Source organism: Pseudomonas sp. NPDC087336 (assembly GCF_044744285.1).
Taxonomy (GTDB): domain Bacteria; phylum Pseudomonadota; class Gammaproteobacteria; order Pseudomonadales; family Pseudomonadaceae; genus Aquipseudomonas.
In genome coordinates this window covers 62,122-78,066 of the sequence record NZ_JBIUYA010000019.1, presented here as the reverse complement: position 1 = coordinate 78,066, position 15,945 = coordinate 62,122, and the positions used below count along the sequence as shown (strand labels likewise).

Annotated in this window: 14 protein-coding genes; 8 read left to right on the top strand and 6 right to left on the bottom strand. The window is 58.8% G+C overall.

Translation table 11 applies throughout. The annotated features are described in order from the left end of the window. Positions 1-105: 105 nt before the first annotated feature. The gene (locus ACIO0C_RS19605; RefSeq protein WP_401314708.1) at positions 106-2,025 is read right to left on the bottom strand and encodes an alkaline phosphatase D family protein; all 1,920 of its coding nucleotides are present in this window, start codon (positions 2,023-2,025) and stop codon (positions 106-108) included. Between the two features lie 127 nt (positions 2,026-2,152). Here ACIO0C_RS19605 and ACIO0C_RS19600 point away from each other — a divergent pair, with 127 nt between their 5' ends. The 5 genes from ACIO0C_RS19600 to ACIO0C_RS19580 all read left to right on the top strand — a co-directional run bounded on the left by ACIO0C_RS19600 (position 2,153) and on the right by ACIO0C_RS19580 (position 6,005). Continuing rightward, positions 2,153-2,494: a potassium channel family protein gene (locus ACIO0C_RS19600; protein WP_401314706.1), complete on the top strand. Its 342-nt coding sequence runs from the start codon at positions 2,153-2,155 to the stop codon at positions 2,492-2,494. A 61-nt stretch (positions 2,495-2,555) separates the two neighbouring features. Then, on the top strand, positions 2,556-2,924 hold the full coding sequence (locus tag ACIO0C_RS19595; RefSeq protein ID WP_401314704.1) for a PH domain-containing protein: 369 nt from the start codon (positions 2,556-2,558) through the stop codon (positions 2,922-2,924). 190 nt (positions 2,925-3,114) lie between these two features. Then, on the top strand, positions 3,115-3,567 hold the full coding sequence (locus ACIO0C_RS19590) for a hypothetical protein (RefSeq protein WP_401314702.1): 453 nt from the start codon (positions 3,115-3,117) through the stop codon (positions 3,565-3,567). A 335-nt stretch (positions 3,568-3,902) separates the two neighbouring features. After that, entirely contained in the window at positions 3,903-4,790 is an 888-nt protein-coding gene (locus ACIO0C_RS19585; protein WP_401314750.1) for a nitrilase family protein, read from the top strand. A gap of 15 nt (positions 4,791-4,805) precedes the next feature. Then, positions 4,806-6,005: a hypothetical protein gene (locus ACIO0C_RS19580; RefSeq protein WP_401314700.1), complete on the top strand. Its 1,200-nt coding sequence runs from the start codon at positions 4,806-4,808 to the stop codon at positions 6,003-6,005. A 116-nt stretch (positions 6,006-6,121) separates the two neighbouring features. On the opposite strand, the gene ACIO0C_RS19575 is transcribed toward ACIO0C_RS19580, so the two are convergent. The 5 genes from ACIO0C_RS19575 to ACIO0C_RS19555 form a co-directional block, all read right to left on the bottom strand. After that, on the bottom strand, positions 6,122-6,337 hold the full coding sequence (locus ACIO0C_RS19575; protein WP_401314698.1) for a formate dehydrogenase subunit delta: 216 nt from the start codon (positions 6,335-6,337) through the stop codon (positions 6,122-6,124). Continuing rightward, a complete protein-coding gene (gene fdhF / locus ACIO0C_RS19570; RefSeq protein ID WP_401314696.1) occupies positions 6,334-9,216 on the bottom strand; it encodes a formate dehydrogenase subunit alpha in 2,883 nt (960 codons plus the stop codon). The genes ACIO0C_RS19575 and fdhF overlap by 4 nt, the downstream gene beginning before the upstream one ends. Beyond that, complete coding sequence (locus ACIO0C_RS19565) at positions 9,213-10,769, bottom strand: formate dehydrogenase beta subunit (RefSeq protein ID WP_401314694.1); 1,557 nt, start codon at positions 10,767-10,769, stop codon at positions 9,213-9,215. Before ACIO0C_RS19565 ends, fdhF begins: the two co-directional genes overlap by 4 nt. After that, the gene (locus ACIO0C_RS19560; RefSeq protein WP_401314692.1) at positions 10,769-11,245 is read right to left on the bottom strand and encodes a formate dehydrogenase subunit gamma; all 477 of its coding nucleotides are present in this window, start codon (positions 11,243-11,245) and stop codon (positions 10,769-10,771) included. Before ACIO0C_RS19560 ends, ACIO0C_RS19565 begins: the two co-directional genes overlap by 1 nt. A 712-nt stretch (positions 11,246-11,957) precedes the next feature. Beyond that, entirely contained in the window at positions 11,958-12,269 is a 312-nt protein-coding gene (locus tag ACIO0C_RS19555; protein ID WP_401314690.1) for a DUF3077 domain-containing protein, read from the bottom strand. 670 nt (positions 12,270-12,939) lie between these two features. On the opposite strand from ACIO0C_RS19555, the gene ACIO0C_RS19550 reads away from it, so the two are divergent. The 3 genes from ACIO0C_RS19550 to ACIO0C_RS19540 all read left to right on the top strand — a co-directional run bounded on the left by ACIO0C_RS19550 (position 12,940) and on the right by ACIO0C_RS19540 (position 15,386). Further along, complete coding sequence (locus ACIO0C_RS19550) at positions 12,940-14,349, top strand: PAAR domain-containing protein (protein ID WP_401314688.1); 1,410 nt, start codon at positions 12,940-12,942, stop codon at positions 14,347-14,349. After that, positions 14,346-14,732, top strand: a complete 387-nt coding sequence (locus ACIO0C_RS19545; RefSeq protein ID WP_282487779.1) for a hypothetical protein — start codon at positions 14,346-14,348, stop codon at positions 14,730-14,732. The genes ACIO0C_RS19550 and ACIO0C_RS19545 overlap by 4 nt, the downstream gene beginning before the upstream one ends. Positions 14,733-15,110: 378 nt before the next feature. Then, positions 15,111-15,386: a hypothetical protein gene (locus ACIO0C_RS19540; protein WP_401314686.1), complete on the top strand. Its 276-nt coding sequence runs from the start codon at positions 15,111-15,113 to the stop codon at positions 15,384-15,386. The last annotated feature ends 559 nt before the right edge of the window (positions 15,387-15,945 follow it).

Here is a 15,945-nt window from a genome sequence, read left to right as displayed (position 1 = left end):
TAGGAGCGAGCTTGCTCGCGAATGCGCTCTGCCAGTCACCTCAGGGGTACTTGTTACACCGCATTCGCGAGCAAGCTCGCTCCTACAGATTATTGTTCAAGTCCTTCAGGCATCATCTTCAGGCGCCACCATCCGCGTCTTCGGCGAGCCATTGGCGTTGTGCTGGAAAATATCCCGGGGCTGCCCTTGTTCATTGAAGTACACCTGGCCGATCCCCGCCGAATTCCACAGCCGCTCACCCGCTTCAGCATGCTCCGGAACGTGCGGCACGATGCGCATGCGCCGACGCTTGGTCAGCCAGTTCAGCGGCGAGCGCGGTGAGTACAGCCAGCGATTGAGGCGGTCGAACCACTCCAGCAGGGTTGGCGGAAACTCGTTCTTGATCCCGCTGCTGGTGATCTGCCAGATGCGCGGGCCGGCCTTGCGGTGGCGGATCAGCACTTCGTAGACGAAGGAGTAATGCACATCGCCGGACAGCACAACGTAGTTACCCGGCGTGCGCGAGTGGCGGAAAATGTTCAGAATCACCTGGGCCGCGCCGCGATGGGCCATCCAGTTCTCGGCGTCCACCAGCAGTGGATAACCCAGCCAGCTGAACACCCGTTGCACCGTTTCGATCAGCTTGACGCCGAAGATCGGCGCCGGCGAAACGATGATCGCCGAGGGGTGATCGAGCAGTTCCTGCTGCAGTTCGCTGAGGGCTTCCCAGTCCAGCAGGCCCGACGGTTGCTTGAGGTTCATCTCGCTGCGCCAGCGCCGCGTGCGGGTATCGAGCACCACCATGGCCGGCGTGGTGGGCAGCACGTAGTGCCAGTTCTGGAAGCGCAGCAGCTCATCGATCAGCGCGTCCTGGACATCGCTGTCCAGGTAATGGTCATCGCCTGTAGCGCTCAACAAACGGGTTTTTTCCAGCACGGCAGTGAAGGCGGTCGGATTGTTGCCCCAGCCCTGGCACAGCATGTAGGCCAGCAGCGCATTGCCGATGATGCGCCGGGAAAACGGATGGCCGTAGGCGGTTTCCTCCCATTGCGCGGAAAGATTCCAGTCGTCGGTGATGTCGTGATCATCGAAGATCATCAGCGTCGGCACGTGCGCCAGGGCTCGCGCGACCTTGTCCAGGCCGGCCTTGAACGCGTCGATGCGCGTCTGTTCCAGGGCATAACGCTCGCGCCGTTCCTTGATCAGTTTCGGCGGTTTTGGCGCGATCAGGGTCCAGGGCGTCGGCGACCAGACTAGCAGGTACATGGCCATCACTTCGGCGAAGGTCACCAGGTGATTGTCGGCACTGCTGCTGGTGAAAATAGGCTTGCGCGCGCCGCCGAAAAAACGCTCGCGCAGGGTTTCGTTGCTTTGCAGTGCCGGCAACAAGTCCGCGCGGTGGTAGTAACAGGCGGCGTGCCCGTAAAGCTCGGCGCTGTCGCTGACCACGGCGCCCTCCAGATGCTCACCGAACAACCCCAGCCGTTCGATCAAGGCATGGATCGCCCGCAGGGTCGGCCCGGCGACATCGTCGGCGTAGACCTGATCACCGCTCATCATCAGCAGCGCCGGCCGGTCGCTGGCCGGGTGGTCTTGCGCCAACAGCTCATCGACGCACAGCAGTCCGTCGGTGGCCGGGTGATGGGGCTTGCGGCACGAGCCGTGCAGCAACTGCTCAATGCGAGCGTGCAGGACAAAATTCGGCGCAGTTGCATCGCCGTACAACAGATGCGGCGCCCAGGTGGCGATGCCGGTGCCGTCATCGATCAGCAGGTCGTACTCGATCAACTCATCGCAGGGCAGGGCGACGTCCAGCGCGACATCGATCAGGTGCACGAACGCATGCGTACCCACCGTAATCACCGTGCATTGCCCGACATCGAGGCGAATATCGCCCACGCCCTGCAAGCGCAGCGTCAACTCCAGCGCCCGCGAGCCCACCAGCCACAGCACCAGCCGCGTGGGTTCCAGGCGCCGTAATATCGGGCCGGCCAGCACAGGAGGCAGGGATTGAGGGTCGTCGGGTATTGGCAGCGCTTGGGACATCCGGGATACAAACTCTTGAAGGCACAGAGGCGGGCGATGATAACGCAGCTAACGGCAACACAGGCTAAAGTGAAGTTGCCATTGCGTCTGTCACGAAATAATCCGCCGCCCCCAGGATACCCATGACATGAAGCCCACCCATACCTCGCACATCCGTCGAGAATTCTACAAAGCCGTCGGCTATTACCTTCGAATTGTCTGGCCGATCTTTTCCTCCATGCTGGTCGTCATCGTCACGTGCGGCCTGATCATCAGCTACCTGGAAGGCTGGGACGCTTTTGACGGCATCTACTTCGGCTTCGTGACCGGGTTGACCATCGGCTACGGCGAGCTCGTGCCGAAACTGCCGATGTCGCGAATACTCGCGATATTGCTGGGGTTCAACGGCGTGCTGCTCACCGCTATCTTTGCGGCGATCAGCGTGCGGGCGATCGAGAGTGCGGTACGCACGACCGGCGGAGATAAGTAAGGCAGGCCCAAGGGCATGAAGTCGTGCTTAGATGCGTGTTTTGACAATCAGGGAGAGGCCAATGATCGACTTCAACAACAAGGGATTCTTCAAGCTCAAGCAAAACGAGGAATACGCCGAACGGGTTGCCGAGCTTTTGCTCGACGGGGAAAAGGTCATCGACTCGTACAAATCCATGCGCGACGGCGTGGTCTTCACCAACAAGCGCATCATCGCGGTGAACGTACAGGGCATCACGGGCAGCAAGAAGGACTTCACCTCGTTGCCGTATAAAAACATCGTGGCGTATTCGGTGGAGACCTCGGGGACCTTTGACTTGGATTCCGAGCTGGAGATCTATTTTTCGTCGTTGGGAAAAGTGAAATTCGAATTCACCGGCAAGACCTCGATGGTCGAGGTCTCCAAGCTGATCTCCCAACACCTGCTCTAACACCCCCTGTAGGAGCGAGCATGCTCCGGGCGGCGTTCCGACGATGGTCGTTAGCGATAACGCGGGAAGCCTGGCACCCCGCGGCGCCCTCGGTTCGTCGGAGCACCCCCTGCAGGCATAGGTCACCGCTTCATCCCACCCATACTGTTCGCAGCCAATGGCCAAGTTGTTGATCAATAAGAGGGCAATCATGAACAAAATCATCCTGCCAGTGCTGGCAATCCTGCTGACCGCGCAAGCCCCGGCGTTTGCCATCAACGACAAGTACCGCAAGCAACTCGAGCAATCGGGCTGCACCCAGGTCAGCGAGACCCAGGGCTGTGATATCCACAAGAGCAAAGCGGAAAACGCCAAGGCCGGGTTCACCAACCCCGCCACGGACAACTCGACGACCCAGACGCCCTATGCCGGCCAGTGGGTAGCCAAAAGCGATGCAGGCGCGACAGTGGCCACCATCCGCATCGATGCCAAGGAACAGGTCTGGGTGAACGGCAAACGGGTTGACGCCAAACGCACCGACGGCACCCTGCAATTTCACCAAGGCAAACTTACCTTCACGCTTCAAGGTGATCGGCGACTGACGGGCGAGGATTACTGGACGGACAGTGATGCCGGGACCAAGGGGCCGATTGAGATCGAGTGATCAAAACAGGAACTCGAGAACGATGCATACCCTGTGGGAGCGGGCTTGCCCGCGAAGGCGTTCGCCCGGTCGGCATCCCCGTTGAAAGTACTGGCCTCTTCGCGGGCAAGCCCGCTCCCACAGGGTGTTGTGGTGAATTTTAGGGTCCTTCACGCACAAAAAGGGCCTGCAAATGCAGACTCTTTTTCCGAATCAAACTAAAACAACTCCCTCATACATCTCCGGACACAGGCTACAGCCTTACCGGAAGCATCTGACTTACACCCGCTGGCATTTCGACTCTCATAAACACGCAATCAAACAGCGTGAATAACAATAAAAAGAGGTCACCCGAAATGAGCGAGCCAACAAGCCCTGTTCGTGTAGCAGTCGTGCAATTCGATCCACAAGTCGGCATTGAAAATTGTGATGCAAATCTGTGTCGCAGCCTGGAATTGGCGCTGGAGGCGGTCAACGGCGGTGCGAATCTTATCGTGCTGCCTGAACTGTCCAGCACCGGTTATTTCTTCAGCAGTCGGCAGGATGCCTTTGCTCATGCCCAGTTGATACCCGGCGGGCCAAGCGCGCAACTGTGGATCGATTTTGCCTCCAGGCACAACGTCTACCTCGTAACCGGCCTGGCCGAACGTGATGGCATGCGGCTCTTCAACACCGCAATACTGGTCGGCCCTGAAGGTTTTATCGGCAAGTATCGCAAAGCCCATTTATGGAATCTGGAGAAACTCTGGTTCACACCGGGCGATCTGGGGTTTCCGGTTTTTGATACGCCGATTGGTCGAATCGGCATGTTGATCTGCTGGGATATCTGGTTCCCCGAGGTGCCACGCATCCTGAGTCAACAAGGCGCCGACATCATTTGCAGCGTCAACAACTGGGTCTGGACACCGCCGCCGCTGTTCGACGATGCCGGCAAGTGCATGGCGTCGTACCTGACGATGACGGCTGCTCACGTCAACAATGTGTTTATCGCTGCAGCCAGCCGGATCGGTGAAGAACGAGGTGCCCGTTACCTTGGATGCTCGCTGATTGCCGGGACCAATGGCTGGCCGATTGGCGCCGTAGCCTCGGCAGACCAGGAGGAAATCCTGTATGCCGATATTGACCTGACCAGCTCCCGCAGCGCCCCTATCTGGAACAACCTGAACGATCTACACCGTGATCGTCGAGCCGATCTCTACGATCAGATGCTCAGCTATACACAACACCCATGTCTCCCGCGTTGATAGGGGAGACCTGACATGCAAACGACTACCGACAAAAAACGCATTGTCCACAGATCGCCATTTGATATGGCGGTCATCCTGCTGATGACCGGCGCGACACTGCTGATTATCTGGCTTTCATTCACCAACCGTTCGTTCTGGTCCGCTCATTGGCCAGGTTACAGCGACATGGTGTCGAGCCTTCCCCAGCCAAGCGCCTGGTTGCGCTGGCTGCTTGGAGACATCAGCGAGGTGGCATTCTACAAACACGAGTTCGCCTCGATCGGACTGTTGGCGGGTGCATATCTCGCCTACTGGGCGAATCGAACGGGGAGATCCTGGCAAGGCTTCAGCATTTCCTATGGCACCGGGCTCTGGCCTTGGCTGATCACCAGTTCACTGCTCGGCCTGCTGCTGAGTAACGTGCTCTGGGGGTGGACGGTGACCGCCACCAGCTGGCAACCGACATTTGCCGCATTCGTCTCGCTGCCAGCGGCGATGGTGCTGATGTTTGGCGGTGGCTGGAAGGTCACGATCAACGGCGCAATCATGGGGGCCGTACTCGTCACTCCCATGTGCCTGTTGATCGTCAATTACCTGTGCAATCCGTTGGGGTTGCCAGCGGTGATCGGCAATGTTCTTGGCATGGCAGTCGCCAGTGTCGTGGCATTTCTGCTGTGCCGCTACCGGCCCGACCTGATGAAGTCCGAACAATCCGAGACACCACCCTCCAAGCCTCCCGCGCCCGTCACCAAAGCGCCCGACTACGGGGTCGTCTGGAGCATGCGCCGGGTTTTGGCAGACTTTTCCGAAGCGCCATTCTTTGGCAATGAACTGGCCAGTCTTGGCTTGTTACTGGGGGTATTGCTGGCGTACGCGATGAATCCGGTCAGCCCGGCGTACGGGTCGGGACTATTGCTGCATATCATCGCTGCACAAGCGTTGACCTCGGCCATCGGGGTGCTGGTCTGGCGTCGACAATGGATGCTGCGCGGCTGGTACCCCACTTACGTGCCTCTGGTGTCAGTGGTGCCCGCTGCGATCCTGACCCATGGCGGCAGTGGGCTGGTGATCGGCTCGAGTGCGTTGCTAGGGGCTTTGATCGCACCACCCCTGGCCTTTGCGATTGCCAAGCGTTTGCCGGCCGACATGCATGCCTACATTGGCAATGTCCTGTCCATGGCCATCAGCACGTTGCTGATCGTGCCGCTGATTGGCGTTCTTGTCGGGGGGTAGATGCCAGCGACTGGCCTGCTCGCGATGGCGGCCTGACATTCAGCCTATGTGCTGGCTGATATTCATCCTGCAGGAGCCGGCAAGCCGGCTCCTGCAGGAATCGCGTTTTTCAGTCGCTACCAGCCCGCTCCACCCACCGCCTCTTGCGCCAGCGGGTGCATATCCGCGCCCTTATGCTCAGTCTGCCAGGCCAGCAACTCCTTGCGCATGCCTGGCGTCCAGTACATCTTGAGATGATTACGCACGCCCAGTACTGCCTGTTGCCGGTCCGGTTCGCTGGCGAAGTACTGGGCGATCTGGTTGGCCATCTTGATCAGGTTTTCGGTGCTCATCGGCGCACCTCTGCCTTATCGCCACGGGCCTGACGGCGCTCCTTGAGCAAGCGGTGCTGTTCGTCGGTGAATTCCTGGAAGCGTTTTTGCCACTCCGAAGGGTGGTACACGCGGCTGACCTCCACGGCCGTGACCTTGTACTCCGGACAGTTGGTGGCCCAGTCGGAGTTATCGGTGGTGATCACGTTGGCCCCCGATTCCGGGAAGTGGAACGTGGTGTACACCACGCCCGGCGCCACCCGTTCAGTGACCCGCGCGCGCAGCACGGTCTGCCCGGCGCGGCTGCCGATGCCGACCCAGTCGCCTTCGTTGATGCCACGGCTCTCGGCGTCGGTAGGGTGAATTTCCAGGCGGTCTTCAGCGTGCCAGGCGACGTTCTCGGTACGCCGGGTCTGGGCGCCGACGTTGTACTGGCTGAGGATGCGCCCGGTGGTCAGCAACAGCGGGTATCGGCTGTTGACCTTCTCCTCGGTGGGCACGTAGCCGGTGAGCATGAAGCGCCCCTTGCCGCGCACGAATTGATCAATGTGCATGGTCGGCGTGCCGTCCGGTGCCTCGGCGTTGCACGGCCATTGCAGGCTGCCGTGGCGCTCGAGTTCGGCGTAGCTGACGTTGGTGAAGGTTGGCGTCAGGCGGGCGATTTCATCCATGATTTCCGATGGATGCTTGTAGTTCATCGGGTAGCCCAAGGCATTGGCCAGCGCCACCGTACCTTCCCAGTCGGCCTTGCCGCCCAGGGGATCCATGACCTTGCGTACCCGCGAGATGCGCCGCTCGGCGTTGGTGAAGGTGCCGTCCTTCTCCAGGAACGAGGCGCCCGGCAGGAACACGTGGGCAAATTTGGCGGTTTCGTTGAGGAAGATATCCTGCACCACCACGCACTCCATGGCCGACAGGGCCGCGGTGACGTGCTGGGTGTTCGGGTCGCTCTGGGCGATGTCTTCGCCCTGGCAGTACAAGCCCTTGAAACTGCCGGCCAGCGCCGACTCGAACATGTTGGGAATGCGCAAGCCCGGATCAGGTTGCAACGTGACGTTCCACGCCTGCTCGAACTGCGCCCGCACCACTTCGTTGGAAATGTGCCGGTAGCCGGGCAACTCGTGGGGGAAGGAGCCCATGTCGCAGGAGCCCTGCACGTTGTTCTGCCCCCGCAGCGGATTCACGCCCACGCCTTCGCGCCCGATGTTGCCGGTGGCCATGGCCAGGTTGGCGATGCCCATCACCGCGGTGCTGCCCTGGCTGTGCTCGGTGACACCCAGGCCGTAATAGATCGCGGCGTTGCCGCCGGTGGCGTACAGGCGCGCGGCAGCACGAATATCGGCGGCGTCGACCCCACAGACTGGGGCAAGGGCTTCCGGTGAGTTCTCCGCACGGCTGACGAACTCGCTCCAGCGGGCGAAATCGTTGCCTTCGCAGCGGGCGTCGATGAAGGGCTGGTTGAGCAGGCCTTCGGTGACGATCACATGGGCCAGGGCGTTGAGCATGGCGACGTTGGTGCCGGGGCGCAGGGCCAAGTGATATTCGGCGCGAGCATGCACTGAATCCACCAGATCAATACGCCGTGGGTCGATGACGATCAGCCGTGCGCCTTCACGCAGGCGGCGCTTGAGTTGCGAAGCGAACACCGGGTGCGCATCGCTGGGGTTGGCGCCCATCACCAGGATCACGTCGGCCTGCATCACCGAGTCGAAACTCTGGGTGCCGGCGGACTCGCCCAGGGTTTGCTTCAAGCCATAACCGGTCGGCGAATGGCAGACCCGCGCACAGGTGTCGACGTTGTTGTTGCCGAAGGCGGCGCGCACCAGTTTCTGCACCAGGTAGGTTTCTTCGTTGGTGCAGCGGCTGGAGGTGATGCCGCCGATGGAATCGCGGCCATATTTCTGCTGCAGGCGGCGGAATTCACTGGCGGCGTAGGTCACCGCTTCATCCCAGCTGACTTCCTGCCACGGGTCGTTGATGTGCTGGCGGATCATTGGCTTGGTGATGCGATCCGGGTGGGTGGCGTAGCCCCAGGCAAATCGGCCCTTGACGCAGGAGTGGCCGTGGTTGGCCTGGCCGTTCTTGTCCGGAACCATGCGCACCAGTTGGTCGCCTTTCATCTCGGCGCGGAACGAGCAACCCACGCCGCAATAGGCGCAAGTGGTGATCACGCTGTGTTCGGGCTGACCCAGTTCGACCACGCTTTTTTCCATCAGCGTGGCGGTCGGGCAGGCCTGTACACAGGCGCCGCAGGACACGCATTCCGAATCGAGGAAGTTATCCCCACCAGCCGCCGCCACCCGGGATTCAAAACCGCGCCCGGTGATGGTCAGGGCAAAGGTGCCCTGGGTTTCTTCGCAGGCACGCACGCAGCGGTTGCAGACAATGCACTTGCTCGGGTCGTAGTCGAAGTAGGGGTTGGACGTGTCCTTCACATCGGCCAGATGGTTGTCGCCTTCGTAACCGTAACGCACCTCCCGCAGGCCGACCTGACCGGCCACGGTTTGCAGCTCGCAGTTACCGTTGGCCGAGCAGGTCAGGCAGTCCAGCGGGTGATCGGAGATGTACAACTCCATGACGTTGCGCCGCAGGGTCGCGAGCTTCGGCGTCTGGGTGTGCACGGTCATGCCTTCGGTGACCGGCGTGGTGCAGGACGCGGGATAGCCGCGCATGCCGTCGATCTCCACCAGGCACATGCGGCAGGAGCCGAAGGCTTCCAGGCTGTCGGTGGCGCAGAGTTTGGGAATGGTGGTGCCCAGCAATGCGGCAGCGCGCATCACCGACGTGCCTTCGGGCACGCTGATGGTTTGACCGTCGATGTTCAGGGTGACCTGCACCTGGCTTTCGCGGGCTGGCGTGCCCAGATCCATGTCGGTTTTCGGATCGAATACAGTGATCATTGCTCGGCCTCCGAGGGCTGCAAGCCGAAGTCGGCGGGGAAGTACTTGAGGGCGCTGGCGACCGGAAAAGAGACCATGCCGCCCAAGGCGCACAGCGAACCGTATTGCATCGTGTCGCACAGGTCCTTGAGGATGATCACCTGCTCATCGCGACCGCCCTGGTCCGATGCGGCCAGCAAGCGGTCGATCACCTCCACGCCCCGGGTCGAGCCGATACGGCACGGCGTGCATTTGCCACAGGATTCCTCGGCGCAGAACTCCATGGCGAACCGCGCCATGTGGGCCATGTCCAGTGTGTCGTCCGCCACCACCACACCACCGTGACCGAGCATCGCGCCCATGGCGGCGAAGGCCTCGTAATCCAGCGGCGTGTCGAATTGCGACGGCGGCACCCAGGCTCCGAGCGGGCCGCCCACTTGTGCAGCCTTCAGCGGCCGGCCACTGGCGGTGCCGCCGCCGTAGTCTTCCACCAGTTCGCGCAGGGTCAGGCCAAAAGCCCGCTCCACCAGGCCGCCGTGGCGAATATTGCCTGCCAGTTGGAAAGGCATGGTGCCCAGGGAACGGCCCATGCCGTAATCGCGATAGAACTGCGCGCCCTTGGCCAGGATCAGCGGCACCGAGGCCAGGGTCAGCACGTTGTGCACCAGCGTCGGCTGGCCGAACAGCCCCTTCAAGGCAGGAATCGGCGGCTTGGCGCGGACGATCCCGCGTTTGCCTTCGAGCGAATCCAGCAGCGCGGTTTCCTCACCGCAGATGTAGGCGCCGGCACCGACGCGCACTTCCATATCAAAGGCCTGGCCGCTGCCGCCGACATTGGCGCCGAGGTAACCGTTCGACCGGGCAATCTCCAGCGCGTTGCGCAAGGTGGCCACGGCATCCGGGTATTCCGAGCGCACATAGATATAGCCGTAGGTGGCGCCGACGCAGAGACCGGCAATGGCCATGCCTTCGATCAGCAGGAAGGGGTCGCCTTCCATCAACATGCGGTCGGCAAAGGTGCCGGAGTCGCCTTCGTCGGCGTTGCACACGATGTATTTCTGCGCAGCCTGAGTGCCACGCACTGTGCGCCATTTGATCCCGGCGGGGAAAGCCGCGCCGCCACGGCCACGCAGGCCCGAATCGAACACCGCTGTGGCGGTTTGCTCGCCGCCGATGGCGACAGCCCTTGCCAGGCCTTCGAAACCGCCGTGGGCTCGGTAGTCATCCAGCGATAGGGGCCGGGTAATGCCGGCGCGGGCGAACAGCAGGCGTTGTTGGGTCTTCAGATAAGGCAGTTCTTCTACCAGGCCCAGGGACAGAGGATGTTCGGTTGAGCTGTGTAGGGCTTCGAGAACGGACGGCACATCGGCAGCGGTCAGCGGACCAAAGCCGATCCGGCCTTGTGGCGAGTCCACCTCCAGCAACGGCTCCAGCCAATACAGGCCGCGCGAACTGGTGCGCTGCAACTCCAGCGGCAGGTTGCGTTCCCTGGCTTGAGTGATCAACGCCGTGGACACCTCATCGGCCCCCACGGCACGGGCCAGCGAGTCGGTTGGCAGATAAAGAGTCGGCATCACACGTCCTCCCGGCAAGCATCAAGCAAGGCATCCAGCCGCTCGGCACTGAGCCGCGCATGCACCCGGCCATCCAGCTCCAGGGCCGGCGAACAGGCACAGGCCCCCAGGCAATAAACGGGGCGCAAACTGATGCTGCCATCGGCGCTGCTGCCGTGGTCGTCCAGTTGCAGACGCTCACGCAACTGCGCCGCCAACTGCTCGGCCCCGCGACTCTTGCACGACTCGGCGCGGCACAGCCGCAGGATGTGCCGGGCAGGCGGCGCAGTTCGGAAGTCATGGTAAAAACTGATCACCCCGCGCACCTCAGCCTGACTCTGGTTCAGCGCATGGGCAATCTCGGGCACGGCCGCATCGGGGATATACCCAATGCGCTCCTGAATATCATGAAGAATCGGCAACAGAGCACCGGGAGTGCCCTTATGGCGCTCCAGCAGGGTATTGACCACAGACAGGTGCAACTCAACATCAGGCATTCAGCAATCCTCACGGTCACGGACAAACCAGAAGGTCGTCGGTCGTCCGAAAGTGTCGGCTGCGGCACTCACACCACGTCACGGCATCGTGGCATTGACAGGCCGTTGGCCAGGGCACCCTGAGCGGGCATCTTGTGCGCCCGGCACGGTCTTCGCCGCACCTCTACTGGGCATAAAGAGCAGCTTGCCACGCCGCTATTGAACGAACCGCACCAAAGCGACGTGCTCGGTTCTGCCTACGACTATCCATTAAGTCTAGATGAGTGCCGCAAGGGCGTTTGCACACTGGCCTAACGCCCGGAGGGCCTGTCGATGGGCTGATGTATAACAAGCATTACAGGCGAGAAGAAGCATCAGAACCGAGGGCAATTTTACGGAGCAGATGCGCTGATCCATTGCGCCGTAACCCGAAAGCCTTTCACCCTGACCCAAATACGAAAAAGCCCCGAAAACCTCGAGGCCAATCCCAAATCCTAGCCACCACCCAAAACCCCTGTGGGAGCCAGCCCGCTGGCGATAGCCCCAGCCCAACCACCACCAATGCTGAAGCTGCACCCCAAACCCACTCAAACACCGTGGCCAAACAATGCCCGCCAACTCACCGCAATACCCTGTGGGAGCGGGCTTGCCCGCGATAGCTCCAGCCCAATCAGCACAAATGCCGAATCAGCCACCACCATCCCAAGCCACCCACACCCACAGGCATCAACCACTAAGCCTCAGCCTTCGCCCCCGCCCGCTCGGATACCGGCGCACAAGCCCGATCTCGAGTAAGCACCTTCACCGCATCATCCACCAACGCCTTGCTCATCGAAGTCAGATAATGCGCAGCCCAAGCGTGACGGTCAGTGTCTCTGGCATAAGCGGCATCTTCAGTGAGCGTCTTGGCCAGGAACAGAAAATCGGAGGCCATGGACAACGCATCGCCGAGAGGAACGCCTCGAGTGACATGAAACAGCGCTTGATCCGCGCAGTAGATCGCAGGCGTCAGGCCAATGGTTTTGAGTTCAGATTGTTCAGTCATTGGCCACCTCCGAGGATGGAGAGGCAATGGGGGAGGGCGTTACGCGATTGGGAATTGCGTAGAGGGGAAAGCCAAATTTCAAACGGATTTGTCTTGGTCATGGTCAACATCCTTGATTTGAGGAGCTGCCACGAGCCTTCTCACGGGCTTGGGTGACAGCCGTGCGCGGGGTGAGAAACCGGCAATCAAGGCAACCGGCAGACCCGAAGGTCTCCCACGCACAGCCGCCATAAAGCCATATCGCAGACGAAAAAAAACGCCGCGACAGGTTTTGGGGCGCTTTGCGCCTTGATTTCCACGGGTTCTCACACCCGGTCGCTGAATTGGCAGCGACGGCGGAAGGGTATCGTGCAGTCACCACTGGTGCAACCATCAATCGAGCAGTACATGACCTGCCGCCGAGAAGATGATGTGGCGAAGGACGTTAAGTTATTAATGTCTCTTTTTTTGATTTTTTACGAACCAAGCACGAAAGGGGGGTTGTCCTGTCTCCTTTTTCGTCGGCTTTATTCGCATGGCTTGTGGGATCTTTCCTGATTTTCTCGGCCATCTTGAGTTTCCTCTCTGTCCACGTACTTTGCGTTAAGCGACTCGTCCTGAGTCGGCTTATCGATCGTTAACAGTGGTGCGCTTCCCATTATCGGGGCGCCAGTAGAGAAGGAGATCAGCAATGGCCAAAGGACATTTCATTCGCCTGGGTGACGAGACAACTTGCGGCGGCAAGGTTTTGGAGGCCGACACCCGCGTGATGATGTTTGGTATCGCCCACGCTCGTGAAGGCGACCGCGTTTCCTGCGGGAAAAACGACGAAACCTACAAGATCATGGGAGGCGTCTCCTACATCAACAGTCATGGCAGGATCGTGGCGGGCTCGCTGGACAGCTACAGCAGCTGCCCGTGCAGAGCCAAGTTGATCCCGTCGGTTTTCACCGCCACTTATGAATCGAGCCACAGTGCTGCACCCCAGACCACAAGGGCCGCGCCCCAACCGAACACACCTCTCGGCAATCCGGCAGCGCCGCGATCCGCCGGTTTCGCGTCTGCGGCGAGCACTCCCAAGCCAGTGCCGCTGGGCAGTTCAGCAGCCCAGGAACCTGGCTTCTACATCGTGCCCAAAAGCACCACCCGCGAAGAGCTCGAAGCTTCCTTGTTCACCCTGCGTGACCCGGCGGTGATGGGCAAATTCAAGCTGCTCAATCCCAACCTGCGCGACGTCAAAGCCGGCTCGATGATCGTGCTGAGCGACCCCAATAACTTCCAGTGCACCCGCGAAGAAGCCCTGCTCATGGACGTGGCAGCCAAGACCAACCAGATCATTGAAACGCTTAGCCCCGAAGAGGCGGATTTCATGGTGCAACACCGAGACGTCATTCAGGCTTTCCTGACCTATGGCTCAGACGCTATCGGCATTGGCGCGAGCGTTTTCAAGAACAACCTGGACAACGTAGGCAATGCCTTGAGGGATATTGAAGCGTTGCAACAGAATACGCTTCAAAGAGATGGGAACCTGCGCTCGCCAGCGTTCTTTGCAGAGCGCCAGCGTCTGCTCGCACAACTGAACACCCATATGACGACACTGACCCGCAAGGGAATTGGATTCCCTGACCATATCAACTTGAAAAAAATGTTGGGGATTTCCAGTCAAAGCCTGGTTCATCTCTGGACGGAGGCCAGTCCTGGGGGCCAAATACCGGGTCATGCCACCCATCTTGAGGGTGTGGCGAAGGCTTCTAAATACGTCAAATACGGCGGTTGGGTCGGGACGGCGGTCGGAGGAGGAGCATCTGCCGTAAAGGTTCAAGACGTGTGTACAGCGGGGGATGCTGAGGCCTGTAAAAAGGTGAAGTTCACTGAGGGAGGATCTTTTATAGGGGGAATAGTCGGTGGTAGTGCCGCAGGCGTGATCTTTGGCGCTGGTACGACAGGTATTATCTGCGCAGCTTTAGGAGTACCCACAGCAGGCGCAGGGACCCTGATATGTGGACTCGTAGTGGTGGGAGCAGGTTCTTTGGCTACAGGCTATGCCCTCGGCAAGACGGGTGAAAAAACCGGCGAGATAATTTACGAGACCCTGAAATGAGCGTGAGTGTCGCGCAAAAGATATTTCTGTGTATCAGCATAATTGGTTTTAGCGGTCTTCTCATTTTCCTTGGCGTTGCGCTGCATTTGGCCTACACCAGAATGGATATGATGCTGGATCACTTGAAAAACTGCCCATCTATTATGGTTAGGGCTCAATTTAAGAATGGGGGGGCTTGGGGAAGGTTGTTCGTTCTGGCTGCAATAATGGGCGTTATGACTATGCCTAATGTGTATCTTCGCGATGGCGGAGCCAACGCTAAGGATCTGCAAAGCTTTCCTGGGAACCTCAGGCGCAAACTAATTGTTTTGCATTGGAGTGGGGTGGTTTTTATCGTTATATTGCTTGGGCTTTTTGCAGTCAGTGCACTTGGCCTCGTTTAGTAGTGTTCGGGGTAAGGTTGTAGAGTTGTTCCAAAGCGCACGGCAGTACTAGGAGTGGAAAAAGGAAAGGGGGGGGTAAATCTGTCCCATTTTTATTGCATTTTTTATGAAATAAATCTGTCCCATTTTTATTGTTTTTACTTTGTCCACTTTTTACTTTTTTACTTTGATGTGCGGTGTCATCGTAGTTGGGGTCGGTTCTTATGCTAGCAGCGTTTATGGTGCGAAGGGTGGTGAGTTTATAGGGGAGGTTATCTATGATTCTACGAAATGACTGCCGCTGAATTGGTTGTCGGTAGTTTATGCGGGGTAGCGCTCGTCGGATTGTAATTTTGGATTGGATTTACCCTATATCTTGGCTACACCGAAGGTGAAGAGATGTCGGCGTATTTCAAAAAAAACTCTTCGCTTATAACGCTATATACGAACAAGCATAAGGGACCATTTGGAAAGCTTCAGTTGGTAGGTGGCATAGCTGGTGTTGTCACCTTTCCTCGATTTTTTATAAAGCGCGGCATCGCCAGCGCTGAAGATATAGAAAGCTTTCCACTTCCATTTATGCGCAAATTAATTTTTTTGCAATGGAGTGTAATAGGATTGCTCACCACTTTGGTGTTCCTGGTTTCATTGTGGGAGTCAGGAGTGCTCAAGTAATGTGGCTGTGGATCTATGTAGTGTCTGATCGATAGCTGGCTGGCTTAAGGCTAGCCAGTTCCGAGAACTAAACTGCAAGCTCAGAAATTTAGGTATGTTGATTTGTAGTGGCAAGAGAATACTTGGCTGTAGGATTTGCCCTCGGCAAGACGGGTGAAAAAACTGGCGAAATAATTTACAAGCCCCTGAAATGAGCGTGAGTGCCGCGCAAAAGATATTTCTGTGTATCAGCATAATTGGTTTTGGCGGTCTTCTCATTTTCCTTTGTGTGGCGTTGCATTTGGCCTACACCAAAATGGATATGATGCTGGATCACCTGAAAAACTGCCCATCTATTATGGTTAGGGCTCCATTTAAGAATGGGGGGCTTGGGGAAGGTTGTTCGTTCTGGCTGCAATAATGGGCGCTATGACTATGCCTAATGTGTATCTTCGTGATGGTGGAGCCAATGCTAAGGACCTGCAAAGTTTCCCCGGAAACCTTAGATGGAAGCTAATAGTTTTGTATTGGATAGGCGTGTTTTGTATTTCTCTTTTGCTTGGGCTTTTTGCAGTCAGCA